The sequence below is a fragment of the Enterovirga sp. GCM10030262 genome (genome assembly GCF_042666435.1).
Taxonomy (GTDB): domain Bacteria; phylum Pseudomonadota; class Alphaproteobacteria; order Sphingomonadales; family Sphingomonadaceae; genus Allosphingosinicella.
The window spans coordinates 441,663-453,851 of sequence record NZ_JBHTDC010000002.1; the positions used below are offsets into that span (position 1 = coordinate 441,663).

Genomic DNA, 12,189 nt, shown 5'->3' on the forward strand with positions numbered 1-12,189 from the left:
CAATGAAACCGGCGGAAGGAAGGGGCAAGAGGCCTCAAGACAAGGAGACCGAAATGACACTCGACCTTAGCCGCGCCGTCCTGCTGCCGATCGACATCCAGAAGGGTTTCGACGACCCACACTGGCCGAAAAGGTGGAATTCGGATTTCGAGGCCAACGCGCTGGCCGTGCTGGCGCACTGGCGCGCGTCGGGACGGCCGATCATCCATGTCCGCCACGATTCGGCGGAGCCGGGGTCGCCGTTCGCGCCCGGCCAGCCCGGCAACGACCTCCGCCCCGGCTTCGAGCCGCGCGCCGGCGAGCCCCTGCTGACCAAGAGCGTCAATTCGGCCTTTATCGGCACGGATCTCGATCTCAGGCTGCGCCGGATGGGCGTGGACACCGTGGTCGCGTTCGGAATGTCGACCGACATGTGCGTTTCGACGACGATCCGCACAGGCACCAATCTCGGCTGGAAGATGGTGCTGGTGGCCGACGCCTCCGATTGCTTCGACCTGCCCGATGGCAGAGGCAGCACGATCCCGGGCCGGATGGTGCACGACGCCCATGTCGCCACCCTCGCCTATGAATTTTGCGACGTGATCGAGACGGCCGACCTGATCGGGCTCCGCGTCGCCGCCTAATCGCGGAGGTAACGCGCCCGGAAGCCGTCGGCGAAGGCCTTCAGCCGGCCCTCGCCGATGGCGGCGCGCAGGTCCGCCATCAGCGCCTGGTAGAAAGCGAGATTGTGCTCGGTCATCAGCATCGCGCCCAATATTTCGCCCGAGCGGACGAGATGATGGATATAGGCGCGGCTCCAGCCGGCGCAGACGGGGCAGCCGCAAGCGGGATCGAGCGGTTCCTGGTCTTCGGCGAACCGGGCGTTCTTGATGTTGATCGGCCCATTGCGGGTGAAAGCCTGCCCCGTGCGGCCGGAGCGGGTGGGAAGGACGCAGTCGAACATGTCGATGCCGCGCTCGACCGCGCCGACAATGTCGTCCGGCTTGCCGACGCCCATCAGGTAGCGCGGGCGATCGGCGGGAAGCATGGCGACGGCAAAATCGAGCACGCGCAGCATTTCCGCCTGCCCTTCGCCGACGGCAAGCCCGCCCACCGCATAGCCGTCGAAGCCGATGTCGATCAGTTTGTCGGCGGAGATTTTGCGCAGGTCGGCCTCCATGGAGCCCTGCTGAATCCCGAACAGGGCCGAGACCGAGGCATGGCCCTCCCCGGCGTCAAAGCCCTCGCGCGAGCGCATGGCCCAGCGCATCGAGCGTTCCATCGACGCCGAGGACTCCTCGCGTGTGGCGGGAAAGGAGGTGCATTCGTCGAAGGCCATGACGATGTCGGAGCCGAGCAGCCGCTGTATCTCCATCGAGCGCTCCGGAGTCAGCATATGCGCCGATCCGTCGAGATGGCTTTTGAAGCTCACCCCCTCCTCGCTCATCTTGCGCAGCTCCGACAGGCTCATCACCTGATAGCCGCCGCTGTCGGTCAGGATCGGTCGGTCCCAGCCCATGAATGCGTGGAGCCCGTCCAGCCGCGCCACCCGTTCGGCGCCGGGGCGCAGCATCAGATGATAGGTGTTGCCGAGAATGATGTCGGCGCCCGAAGCGCGCACGTCGGCCGGCTTCATCGCCTTGACGGTAGCGGCGGTGCCGACGGGCATGAAAGCAGGCGTACGGATGTCGCCCCGGATCATCGAGATCGTGCCGGCACGGGCGGCGCCGTCGGTGCCGGAGAGGGTGAAGGCGAAGCGAGGAGACGGCATCGGCGCGCCTTTACACGATCGACGACCAGTGAAAAGGCCGCGCACGGGGCGGCGCCGATCGTTGCCTTTCCTCATGGCAAGGGTTATTCTGCGGTCGGAGGGCAGGAATGGCGTCTCGCACTTCGCCGACATGTCCCGCGCCGCCGCAGCCGCCGGATAGGGACGTGACGGGCGCCGGCATCATTCTGGCCTCCAGTCCCGACATCGACATCGGCCCGGTCCGCATCCTTCCCTCGCGAAGATTGGTGAGTCACGCGGACGGGCGCGAGGCCGTGGTTGAGCCAAGAGCCATGAAAGTGATGGTCGCGCTGCTCCGCTCGCCCGGAAGAGTGCTGACGCGGGACGACTTGTTCGATTCCTGCTGGGAAGGCCGTGCCGTTAGCGACGATGCGATCGACCGCGCTATCGCCCGCCTGCGCCGCGCGGTGCAGCCGCTCGCCGATGGCGTCTTCACAATCGAGACGGTAACGAAGGTCGGTCATCGGCTGGTCCTCGCGCCCGGCGGCCATGGCCCCGTTCCCGCCCCCACGGCCGCCGCGCCGGACGCCGCCCCGCCGTCCGAGCGAGCGCCGGCCGGAACGCCCTCGCTCGGCGCGCGGGGACGTATCGAACGGCCGCGCTGGCTCCTTCCCTGCGCCCTCCTGCTCCTCGCCGTCGTGGGCCTGGCGGCCGGCATGTGGCAACAACGCGAGCGCGAGCCGGCCGTGGCGGTCGCGGTTCTGCCGTTCAGGAGCCTCACCAACGGCGGCGACGCCTATTTCGCGGAAGGCCTCGGCGAGGAAATCATGGCGCAGCTCGCCCGTCAGCCCGGGCTGCGCGTCGCCGGGCGGACCTCCTCCCAGCAGTTCAAGGGCGAGACGGCCGACCTTGGCGAAGTGGTGCGCAAGCTCGGCGTCACCCACGTCCTCGAAGGCAGCGTCCGCTCGGCGGACGGGCGGGTCCGGGTCAACGTCGCCCTGGTCCAGGCGTCGACCGGCATGCAGCTCTGGGCCGGGACGTTCGACGGCACGCTGGACGACGTCTTCACGATCCAGCAGCGGATCGGCGCCGATGTCGCCGCCGCCCTCGGGTGGAGGCTTGTCGAGGCCGCGCCGGCGGTTCGACGCGCGACCAGCGGCGCGGTCTACAGCCTGTATCTCGGCGCGCGCGGGCGAATTCGGGAACGCAACCCGATCGCGATGGCGGTGGCCCGGGAAAGGCTGGTTCGTGCCCTTCGGCTCGATCCCGCCTTCGCGCCCGCCTGGTCGAGCCTCGCCCAGATCACGAGGTTCGAATCGAACTCGCCGGGCCCGGAATCCGAGCGCGGGCGGGAGCAAGCGATCCGGCAGGCACGCAGGGCGCTTTCGCTGGCTCCGGATCTCGCCGAGGCCCACGGCGTGATGGGGATGCTTCTCGGCTTCGATCATCGGCAAGGGGCGCGACATGTGAAGCGGGCCGCGGCGCTCGATCCAGGTAACGCCGAGTTCCAGTTCTGGCTCGGGCATGTCTTTGCGAACGAACGGGACTTCCCGAGGTCGTTGAAGGCCTATCGCACCGCCTTCGAAATCGACCCGCTTTGGCATTACGCCCAATATCAGCTGGTGGAGTCAGCCTGGGAGATGGGGCACCGCGAGGAGGCGATACGCTATGTCCGGCGCATCGAGCGCGACGGCAGCCGCCAGCAGGCACATTTAAACCGTGCGACCCTGGCTGGGGCCAGAGGCGATTTTTCCGGACAGGCGGCCGAACTGGCGGCGGCGGCGGCGGCGACGGGGGATGCGGGCAAACGAACGGGGGCTGCTTATGAGCGGGCGTTCGTCCTTTTCAGCCTCGGCCTGTTCGACGAAGCACGCGCGGAATGGAGCGAGGGGTGGGATGCCGCCGGCATTGCCGCGATGCGACCCCAACGGATGGCCGAATACGAGCATCATTTTGCGATTCGGCAGGGCCGGCTGCCGAGCCTCGCCGAGCTGCGGACGCGAGGCCGGAGCGCGTTCGACAAGGACCGGTCCTATGCCACGATCGGCGCCAAGCTCCTGATCAACGCGGGCCGCGCCGCCGACGTGGTCGCGCTTTATGACGGGCCAGATGGTTTTCTCGGGCTCGCTCGACCGCCAGGCTCCGGAGGCTTTTCCGCGCGCCTCACCGATGGCCCGATCGTCGCCGCGGCGCTCCGCGCCGTCGGGCGAACGGAGGAGGCCGACGCGATCCTGCTCCGCTTCGACGCGATCATCGCTGCGGGCCTGGCCCGCAGCGGCGGCCAGGCTCCCTCCACCTTCCTCGCGGAAGCGGCGACTGTGTGGACGATGCGCGGGAATCACGACGCCGCGCTGTCCGCGCTCGAACAGGCCCGGCGGCGCGGCTGGGCCTATGTCGAGCCGGACGAGGGCGACACCTCCCTCCCCGACATTGGCGACGAGCCCGCTTTTCGCTCGCTGCGGGGTCAGCCCCGGTTCGAGCGCCTTCGCGCGGAGCTCCGCGCGCACCTCGACCGCGAGCGCCGCGAGGTTGCGTTGCAGATCGCGCGGCCGGCGGCATGAGGCGGGGCGGCGCCGGGGCCGGAGCCGCCGGCGCCGCGCCCGAGACCGCTCACAGCATGAGCAGGTCGTGGCCGAGAGAGATCTCGGCGCCGCCCCGCCCGGCGACGAACGCCGCGGACATCGCGAACATGGTGGCCGAAGGCTCGTCGAACGCGAAATTGTCGGCGCTGAGCTGCTTGGCTTTGATGCCGCTGAGCAGCACGGAATCGCCCGTGCCCCAGCTCACCAGCACGTCCTTGTGGCCGACATCGACGATCGTAAGATCCCCGAAATCGTCGATCCCCGCGACGTCAAGAATCGCGACCACATCCTTCTTCTCGAAATCGAGGACCGCGTCGGCGCCGCTGCCCTCGCCGAACACGAAGCGATCGCTGCCGCTGCCGCCCGACAGCAGGTCGCTGCCGGTGCCGCCGTTCAGCAGATCGTCGCCCTTGCCGCCGGCGAGCACATCGTCGCCGCCCGGGTCGCCGAACGCGATAGCAACGTCGTCGATCGTCTCGATCGACCCGGAGTTGCCGCTGACGATTCCGATATGACCGTCGCCGAGCAGCACATCATTGCCGCCGCCGCCACCGAGATGATCGTTGCCCCCGTCGCCGGCCAGGACGTTGCCGCCGCCGTCGCCGGTGAGCGAATCGGCATAGATCGAGCCGGTCAGATTCTCGATGCCGGTCAGGGTCATCAGGCCCTGCTCGGTATCCTGGGCGGTGCCCTGCAGCAGCAGCGACACGGTGACTCCGTCGGGGCTGATGTCCTGGCCGAAATTGCCGGATAGCGAGGCCGTGTCCACGCCGGCGCCGCCATCGAGCAGATGGTCGCCCGCACCGACCGACAGCAGATCGTCGCCGTCGCGACCGTTCAGCACGTCATCGCCGCCGCTCGATCCCCACAACCAGTTGGCATTGCCGTCGCCGGTCAGGATGTCGTCGAACGCCGTGCCCGAGACATGCTCGATATCCATGAGCGTGTCCATGCCGAGGCCGGTGTCCTGCGCCACGCCCTGGATTCCAAGATCGACCATGACGCCGGCGAGTCCGTCGAAGAAGGAGACGCGGTCGAAGCCTTCGCCGCCATCGTGATAGTCGTCGCCGAAGCCGCCGCGCATGAAATCGTCGCCTGCACCGCCGAGCAATATATCGTTGCCGTTGCCGCCGTTCATCGAATCATTGCCGTCGCCGCCGTCGAGCAGGTCGTTGCCGTCCTGGCCACCGAGCCCGTCATTGCCTTCGAGGCCGTATATCTCGTCATCGCCCGCCGTTCCTACCAGCGGGAAGTCGTCGCCTGATGTTCCGAAAATGATCGCCATGATACCTGCTCCTTTGTCGCCATGATGGCGGCAAGGGAGGATCGCGCATCGCCGCGCCGCTGCCCGGACGGAGCGCGGACGAAGCCCGGACGAACGCCCGATTTTGTGCCGACGGCGACGCTGCCCGTCGGAGCCGGAGGGGGTAACCCGACGGGGGAGTCCGTGCGCGCTCGATAAAGATGCGAATGGAGAAGCATGGGGTCGAAGCTCAACCCCATCCCGCCTGCTGCAAGTGGCGGCGCAGCTTCGCCTCACCGGCGCGTCAAAGCGCCATCTCCCAAATCTCGCCTTCTTCGGGCTTGCCGAACGCCTCGTGCGTCTCCTCCTGGACGACGCGCATCCCGGCTGCGGCATAGATGCGGCGGGCGCTGAGGAGAACCTTGTGCGTCCACAGGCTCATGTTCGAATAGCCGGCGGCGCTGGCGAAGGCGATGCATTGGGCGACCAGGGCCTGGCCGATGCCGAGGCCCCGCGCCCACGGTTCGACATAGAGCAAGCGGAGCCTGGCAACGCCGTCGCCGCCATCGACGAGCAGCACCGAACCCGCCATGGCGCCGGCGCGCTCCGCTACCCAGCATTGCTCGCGGCCCGGCTTGAAATCGCGGAGGAAGGCGGTGGTGATCTCGCCCTGCAATATTTCCATCGGACGGCCCCAGCCCCAGCCTTCGGCATAAAGGATCGACTGGCGGGCGGCGATCATCCCCATGTCTCCGGGCTGGAAGGTCCTCAGGCTCCAGTCGCGATCGGCGCCGCCGCCGAGCAAAGCACGCACGGCCCCGAGGGCTCCGACCAAGGTCTCGCGGTCGGTGGGGCCGAGCGGGTGGAGGCGTCGCTCGACCTGCGCGCGGGTGCGCCGGTCCAACGCGTCGAACGCCGTCCGCCCTTCGGCGGTAAGGCCGATGGGACGCCGCCGGGCATCCTTGCCGCGCCCGCGCTCGATCCAGCCGCGCGCTTGGAAGCGCCGCAGGAGGCGGCTGACGTAGCCGGCATCGAGCCCGAGCTCGGCCCGCAGTTCCGAGGCGACCGTCGCCTCGCGATGGGCGATCTCGTAAAGCAGCCGCGCCTCGACCAGCGAGAGGTCGCTCTCCAGATAATGCGCGTCGAGGGCTCCCACGAAACGGGTATAGAAGCGGTTGAACGCGCGCAGCGCGACGGTGGCGTCTTCCATGCCACCATCATGCCCAAGATAGTTGACAATGTCAACTATCTTGGGCATCGCCGTTCGGACAAGCTGGCCGAGCCGCCGCTTCCGGGAGGTTAGCGAGCGGATCAACCACCTCGAAGGCGCCCGACTCCTCGGCGAACTGGGCGAGCAGAGGCCCGTGGCCCGCGCCATAGATGACGACGACCCTGTCCTCGGGTCTGTCCGCGAGCCGGACCAGATTGGCGAAAATCTTGAGGTTGCGCCCATACCAGCTGCCGACCCAGTTCGCCCCCGGATTGGTCTGCGCGTCGCCGACGAGGGCGATGTCGTAATAGGCTCGGTGGCTTTCGCGTCGCGCCTCCGGCGTGTTCAAATTGCGCAGCCACGCCGCCACATTGGTGCAGCGCATCCGCCCGGTTTCGCGGTTCGCCTGAGCCTGCTTCGCCGCCCTCGCCTTGTCGAAGCTCTCGGCCAGGCCATTTTGCTGGGCATAAGCGAGGAAGTCATAATCCGCCTCCTCGCCGGGGGGCATCTCGTTCCAGTCGACGGCATGGACCCGGTCGAGCCCGAGCCTGGCCGCGAGCCTGAGGCCGATCTGGTCGCGCTCGTCGCGGCTCAGTTGGTAGCGGCCGGCGCGATAGTCGGCATAGCGCTGGTCGAGCTTCTCCTGACGGCTGCTCCTCCATTCGACGGCGACGTGGGTGGGCCGGAAGGCGGCAAGCCGCTCGACGATCGCCTCGATCTCGCGCTGTCGCCCCGGCGTCAGCACGTCCTCGATCTTCTGGTTGACGATGTCGCGGCCCGGATTGTCGAAATGGGGCGTACCCAGGACGAGCATGGCGGGGCGCGCGTCCGGCGCGCGGTCACCGAGGATGCCGAAAGGCTGGCGCGCTGACGCGGTGCCAGCTCCGGCGATCAGGGCGGCGGCGGCAGCGGCGGCGACTAGCTTCATGGGATGCAGCTCCTATCGAATGACGGAGCCAGAATGAACGCACCGACTGAGTTAGTCAACTAATACACTAAGCGGGCAGCAGAAGGCTCGCATCCCCATAGGAGTAGAAGCGGTAGCCGTCGTCGATCGCGTGGGCGTAGGCTGCCTGCATCCGCTCGCGGCCCATCAGCGCCGAGACCAGCATGAACAGGGTCGAGCGCGGCAGGTGGAAGTTGGTCAGGAGGCCGTCGGTCGCGCGGAAGCGGTAGCCGGGGGTGATGAAGATGGCCGTGTCGCCCTCGAAGGGGCGCACGCGGCCCGCCTCGTCGGCGGCGCTTTCGAGCAGGCGGAGCGATGTCGTGCCCACGGCGATCAGGCGTCCGCCTCGCTTCCGCGCAGCGTTGAGGCGCCCGGCGGTGGCGACGTCGATGCGGCCCCATTCGGCATGCATGTCATGGTCTTCGGTGTCATCGACCTTCACCGGAAGGAAGGTGCCCGCGCCGACATGAAGCGTCAAAGTCTCGTGACCGATGCCGGCCGCTTCCAGCGCCTTCATCAGGCGAGGCGTGAAATGGAGTGCGGCGGTGGGCGCGGCGACGGCGCCCTTTTCGCGCGCGAACATGGTCTGGTAATCACTGGCGTCGCGGGCGTCCGCCTCGCGCTTGCCCGCGATATAGGGCGGCAGCGGCATCCGACCGGCGCGCTCCAGCAACAGTTCGACCGGCTCTTTCCCCTCGAACGTGAGAAGGAGGCTGCCGTCCGTTCCCTTGCTACCCGCAAGGGCCGTGACACCGGAGCCGAAGTCGATCCGGTCGCCGTCGCGCACCCTCCTGGCGTTGCGGACGAAGGCGCGCCATTCGCGCGGCCCCTCACGCTTGTGGAGCGTCGCGCCCACCCTCGCATTGCCCCGATGCCCTTCGAGTTGCGCCGGAATGACGCGCGTGTCGTTGAACAGGAGGACGTCGCCTTCGCGCAGGAGGCCCGGCAGGTCGGTCACGACACGATCCTCCAGCGCATCGCCCTGGACGAGGAGCAGCCGGGCGCTGTCGCGCGGGCTCGCCGGCCTCAGCGCGATGCGATCGGACGGGAGGTCGAAGTCGAACAGGTCAACACGCATCGCGTGTCGTCCGATCATCCCTAGCCTGTCGAAGGGCGCGCATGGCGCCGGCTCAGGCTTGCGGCGTGTCGGCGCTTTCGGGCTGCGCGACGGGCTCTTCGGCAGCCGCGTCCTCGGCAGCGGGAACCTCGGCGACGGGCGCTTCCGTGGCGGGCGCTTCGGCAGCCGGAGCTTCCACCACTGGCGCTTCCGTCGCAGCCGGCGTTTCGGCGGGCGGCGCTTCGGCCACGGCTGCGGCGGGCGGGGCGACGGGCGGTGGGGCCGCCGCAGCCGCCGCGGCGCGGGCGGCCGAGGCGGCGGCCTGCTGCGCGGCGAGCGTCTCGATCTCGGCCGGGCTCAGCGCCGGAACATTGTCGGCGCCGATCGAGGCGCGCACGATCCGCGACGGGTTGGCCGCCGGTTCGCCCCGCGGGATCGTATCGACATATTGCATGCCGTCGACGACGCGGCCGAACACCGTATATTTGTTGTCGAGCGTCAGCCGGGGAATGAACATGATGTAGAACTGGCTGTTCGCGCTGTTGGGTTCGGTCGCGCGAGCGGCCGCGACGGCGCCGCGCACGTGCGGCAGCGCGTTGAACTCGGCGGCGAGATCCGGAAGCTCGGAGCCGCCTTCCCCGGTCCCGGTCGGGTCGCCAGTCTGGGCCATGAAGCCCTCGATCACCCGGTGAAAGATGATGCCGTCGTAGAAACCCTGGCGGGCCAGCGTCTTGATCCGCTCGACATGGTTGGGCGCGGCGTCGGGGCGGAGCTGGATGCTGACCCTCCCACCGGTCGAGAGGTCGAGATGAAGCGTGTTCTCGGGCTCCAATGCCGGCGTGACCGACAGCGGCGGCGCGACGGGAGCCGGCGCCTGGTCCTGCGCCGTCGCGGTGCCCGCGAACGCCAGCGCGACGATGACAAACAATGATTTCAAACGCATAACGCCCTCACCCGAATCCCTGGTTAACCGCTCTTAACGCGATCCCCGCCTTTTGTCGCGTCAGGCTGAACCGTTCATGAGCCTTTGCGGCCGATCTCGTCGACCCGGGCCCGTACCTGCTCGGCGACGGCGGGCGACACGAACTTGCGGATGTCGCCGCCGTAGAGCGCGATTTCCTTGACGAGGCGCGACGCGATCGGCTGCAGCGACACGTCGGCCATCAGGAAGACGGTCTCGATCCGGTCGTTCAGTTGCTGGTTCATCCCCGCCATCTGATATTCATATTCAAAGTCGGCGACGGCGCGCAGGCCCCGGACGATCATCGACGCGCCCTCGCGCTCGGCGAAGTCCATGAGCAGCGAATCGAAGCTGACGACGCTGATCCTGCCATCGGCACAGCCCTCGATCTCGCGACGCACCATCTCCATCCGCTCCTCGACGCTGAACATCGGCGACTTGGAGGGATTGGTGGTGACCCCGATGACCAGCCGATCGACGAGATGCGCGCCGCGGCGGATGATGTCCATGTGGCCGAGCGTGATCGGATCGAAGGTTCCGGGATAGACGCCGGTGCGTGTCATATTGTCCCCCCATGGATCATCCCGCCCGCGGCTTCTATCAATGATCCCGCTCGACCGCAAAGCGGGCGATGGCTCGGAGGAGGTCCGCTTCGGGACCGAAGCCCTGCAGATGCTCCACCGCCTGGCCGACCAGCATCTCCGCCTGCCGGCGGGCGCGTTCGGGGCCCAGAAGCGACACGAAGGTCTCCTTGCCCGCGCCGCGATCCTTGCCGACGCGCTTGCCCGTCTTCGCCTCCTCACCCTCGGCGTCGAGCAGGTCGTCGGCGATCTGGAAAGCGAGGCCGACGTCGCGGGCATAGCCGCGAAGCGGCGTGCGTCCCTCCGGCGGCACCCGGCCCATGATCGCGCCGGCTTCAAGGCAGAAGCCGATAAGGGCGCCGGTCTTGAGCTGCTGAAGGCGGGTGACGGCGGCGAGATCGAATGCCATCGCCTCGGCCGCCAGGTCCATCATCTGCCCGCCCGCCATGCCGCCCGGGCCGGCGGCGCGGGCAAGCTCCGCGATGAGTTCGACGCGGACGAACGGGTCCTCGTGCGTCGCCTCGTCCGCCAGAATTTCGAAGGCGAGCGCATGGAGCGAATCGCCGGCGAGGATGGCGGTCGCTTCATCCCAGGCCTTGTGCACCGTCGGCTTGCCGCGGCGAAGATCGTCGTCGTCCATGCAGGGCAGATCGTCGTGGATCAGCGAATAGACGTGAACGCATTCGACGGCGAGACCGACGCGGAGCGCGCGGTCGCGATCGACGTGGTAAAGCTCGCACGCCGCGGCGACGAGGAGCGGGCGCAGGCGCTTGCCGCCGCCGATCGCGGCGTGGCGCATGGCGCGATAGAGCCGGTCGCGGGCGTCTTCCGGCACGGCGAGCAGGCCCGCAAGCAGGCGATCGACGTCGTCGCCGATATCGGTCATCGCCGGATGGAGCCTGTCGAACGCCTCCGCCACGAGCGTCAACCGCCGTCGAACGGCGCGATGCCCGCTGGCCGGCCGTCGCGGCCGAACTGAATCTTCTCGATACGCGCCTGCGCCGCCTGCAACCGCGCCTCGCATTGCTGCTTCAGCCGCTCGCCTTCCTCGTAAAGTTCGATCGAAGCGTCGAGCGACGCCTCCCCGCCTTCGAGCGTACGGACGATCTCCTCGAGCCGCTTCAGCGCGGCTTCGAACGACAATTGGGCAATGGTTTCGGGCTGTTCTGACATGGGATCAGCATTGGCCTTCACGCAAGCGAGGGTCAAGCGGCGGTCGGGCGCCAGGCAAGCGGGTGATCGACGAGTGCGCCGTCCGTCGTAACAAGATGCATCTGCTCGGCGGCACAGATCGCCAGCAACAGCCTGTCGAATGGATCCTTAGTCACCGGCCACGGATCGACATCTCGGATGACGTGGGCGGCACTGACCGGCAACGCGGAAATATTGAGGCGGGTCAATGCGGCGGGCCAGTCGGGCAGCGGACACGGCAATGGCAACTTCCCCAGTCGATGCTTCATCGCGACCTCCCAGATGGAAGCCACACTCGCCCATAAGCTGGCGTCGTCATCCTCCAGCGCACGAATGACCGGCTCCGGCAGATTCCGACCGTTTCCGTCGATCAGCGGTACCAAAATGTTGGTATCGAGCAGAAGCCTCACTTCTGCTCCGCTTCGTCCGGGTAGCGCAGTGGTGTGATCAGAAAATCCTCTGGCAGCGGGTCGTCGAAATCCTTGGGCAGCGGCCCAACGATATGCCGTGGAAGGCCACGCTCCTCCTTCCATCGGTCGAGTGCCGCGAAATCAATGCCGCCGGGGCGCGGGGTCACCATCTCGAACACCGGTTCGCCACGTCGCGTGACAATCACGCGCTCTCCCCTCTCCATGGAGCGGATGAGATCGCTCAGGCGATTCTTCGCCTCTTTAATGGAAACATGGATGGTCATGCCACCATTGTAGCCA

Annotated in this window: 12 protein-coding genes and 1 pseudogene; 2 read left to right on the plus strand and 11 right to left on the minus strand. The window is 67.8% G+C overall.

Translation table 11 applies throughout. From position 1 onward, the window contains the following. Window positions 1-53 precede the first annotated feature (53 nt). Window positions 54-623, plus strand: coding sequence for a cysteine hydrolase family protein (locus ACFQRC_RS11330; RefSeq protein WP_379961258.1), 570 nt, complete (start codon window positions 54-56; stop codon window positions 621-623). On the opposite strand, the gene tgt is transcribed toward ACFQRC_RS11330, so the two are convergent. Then, window positions 620-1,750 (minus strand): tRNA guanosine(34) transglycosylase Tgt, encoded by a 1,131-nt coding sequence (gene tgt / locus ACFQRC_RS11335; protein WP_379961260.1) that lies wholly within the window; start codon window positions 1,748-1,750, stop codon window positions 620-622. The two genes, ACFQRC_RS11330 and tgt, sit on opposite strands and share 4 nt — an antisense overlap. 107 nt (window positions 1,751-1,857) lie before the next feature. On the opposite strand from tgt, the gene ACFQRC_RS11340 reads away from it, so the two are divergent. Then, window positions 1,858-4,269 carry a winged helix-turn-helix domain-containing protein gene (locus tag ACFQRC_RS11340; protein WP_379961262.1) on the plus strand — a complete coding sequence of 804 codons (2,412 nt, stop codon included), beginning with the start codon at window positions 1,858-1,860 and terminating at the stop codon, window positions 4,267-4,269. Window positions 4,270-4,318: 49 nt separating this feature from the next. On the opposite strand, the gene ACFQRC_RS11345 is transcribed toward ACFQRC_RS11340, so the two are convergent. The 10 genes and pseudogenes from ACFQRC_RS11345 to ACFQRC_RS11390 all read right to left on the minus strand — a co-directional run bounded on the left by ACFQRC_RS11345 (window position 4,319) and on the right by ACFQRC_RS11390 (window position 12,173). Next, window positions 4,319-5,575 carry a calcium-binding protein gene (locus ACFQRC_RS11345; protein WP_379961264.1) on the minus strand — a complete coding sequence of 419 codons (1,257 nt, stop codon included), beginning with the start codon at window positions 5,573-5,575 and terminating at the stop codon, window positions 4,319-4,321. 262 nt (window positions 5,576-5,837) lie between these two features. Beyond that, window positions 5,838-6,743, minus strand: a complete 906-nt coding sequence (locus ACFQRC_RS11350) for a GNAT family N-acetyltransferase (RefSeq protein WP_379961266.1) — start codon at window positions 6,741-6,743, stop codon at window positions 5,838-5,840. 31 nt (window positions 6,744-6,774) lie between these two features. After that, the gene (locus ACFQRC_RS11355; protein WP_379961268.1) at window positions 6,775-7,671 is read right to left on the minus strand and encodes a DUF5694 domain-containing protein; all 897 of its coding nucleotides are present in this window, start codon (window positions 7,669-7,671) and stop codon (window positions 6,775-6,777) included. Between the two features lie 67 nt (window positions 7,672-7,738). Further along, window positions 7,739-8,767 carry a tRNA preQ1(34) S-adenosylmethionine ribosyltransferase-isomerase QueA gene (gene queA / locus ACFQRC_RS11360; RefSeq protein ID WP_379961270.1) on the minus strand — a complete coding sequence of 343 codons (1,029 nt, stop codon included), beginning with the start codon at window positions 8,765-8,767 and terminating at the stop codon, window positions 7,739-7,741. Between the two features lie 355 nt (window positions 8,768-9,122). After that, a pseudogene (locus tag ACFQRC_RS11365) lies at window positions 9,123-9,689 on the minus strand (peptidylprolyl isomerase); the annotation flags it as partial. Window positions 9,690-9,763: 74 nt separating this feature from the next. After that, window positions 9,764-10,270, minus strand: coding sequence for a pantetheine-phosphate adenylyltransferase (gene coaD / locus ACFQRC_RS11370; protein ID WP_379961272.1), 507 nt, complete (start codon window positions 10,268-10,270; stop codon window positions 9,764-9,766). Window positions 10,271-10,307: 37 nt separating this feature from the next. Beyond that, window positions 10,308-11,207, minus strand: coding sequence for a polyprenyl synthetase family protein (locus tag ACFQRC_RS11375; RefSeq protein WP_379962423.1), 900 nt, complete (start codon window positions 11,205-11,207; stop codon window positions 10,308-10,310). 5 nt (window positions 11,208-11,212) lie between these two features. After that, window positions 11,213-11,461, minus strand: a complete 249-nt coding sequence (locus tag ACFQRC_RS11380) for an exodeoxyribonuclease VII small subunit (RefSeq protein ID WP_379961274.1) — start codon at window positions 11,459-11,461, stop codon at window positions 11,213-11,215. A 32-nt stretch (window positions 11,462-11,493) separates the two neighbouring features. After that, complete coding sequence (locus tag ACFQRC_RS11385; protein ID WP_379961276.1) at window positions 11,494-11,889, minus strand: type II toxin-antitoxin system VapC family toxin; 396 nt, start codon at window positions 11,887-11,889, stop codon at window positions 11,494-11,496. Next, entirely contained in the window at window positions 11,886-12,173 is a 288-nt protein-coding gene (locus ACFQRC_RS11390; protein WP_379961278.1) for a type II toxin-antitoxin system Phd/YefM family antitoxin, read from the minus strand. The genes ACFQRC_RS11385 and ACFQRC_RS11390 overlap by 4 nt, the downstream gene beginning before the upstream one ends. Window positions 12,174-12,189 lie beyond the last annotated feature (16 nt).

Coding starts and splice junctions, on each gene's coding strand:
- ACFQRC_RS11330 (WP_379961258.1), top strand. CDS start 54: ATGACACTCGACCTTAGCCGCGCCGTCCTGCTGCCGATCGACATCCAG.
- tgt (WP_379961260.1), bottom strand. CDS start 1,750: ATGCCGTCTCCTCGCTTCGCCTTCACCCTCTCCGGCACCGACGGCGCC.
- ACFQRC_RS11340 (WP_379961262.1), top strand. CDS start 1,858: ATGGCGTCTCGCACTTCGCCGACATGTCCCGCGCCGCCGCAGCCGCCG.
- ACFQRC_RS11345 (WP_379961264.1), bottom strand. CDS start 5,575: ATGGCGATCATTTTCGGAACATCAGGCGACGACTTCCCGCTGGTAGGA.
- ACFQRC_RS11350 (WP_379961266.1), bottom strand. CDS start 6,743: ATGGAAGACGCCACCGTCGCGCTGCGCGCGTTCAACCGCTTCTATACC.
- ACFQRC_RS11355 (WP_379961268.1), bottom strand. CDS start 7,671: ATGAAGCTAGTCGCCGCCGCTGCCGCCGCCGCCCTGATCGCCGGAGCT.
- queA (WP_379961270.1), bottom strand. CDS start 8,767: ATGCGTGTTGACCTGTTCGACTTCGACCTCCCGTCCGATCGCATCGCG.
- coaD (WP_379961272.1), bottom strand. CDS start 10,270: ATGACACGCACCGGCGTCTATCCCGGAACCTTCGATCCGATCACGCTC.
- ACFQRC_RS11380 (WP_379961274.1), bottom strand. CDS start 11,461: ATGTCAGAACAGCCCGAAACCATTGCCCAATTGTCGTTCGAAGCCGCG.
- ACFQRC_RS11390 (WP_379961278.1), bottom strand. CDS start 12,173: ATGACCATCCATGTTTCCATTAAAGAGGCGAAGAATCGCCTGAGCGAT.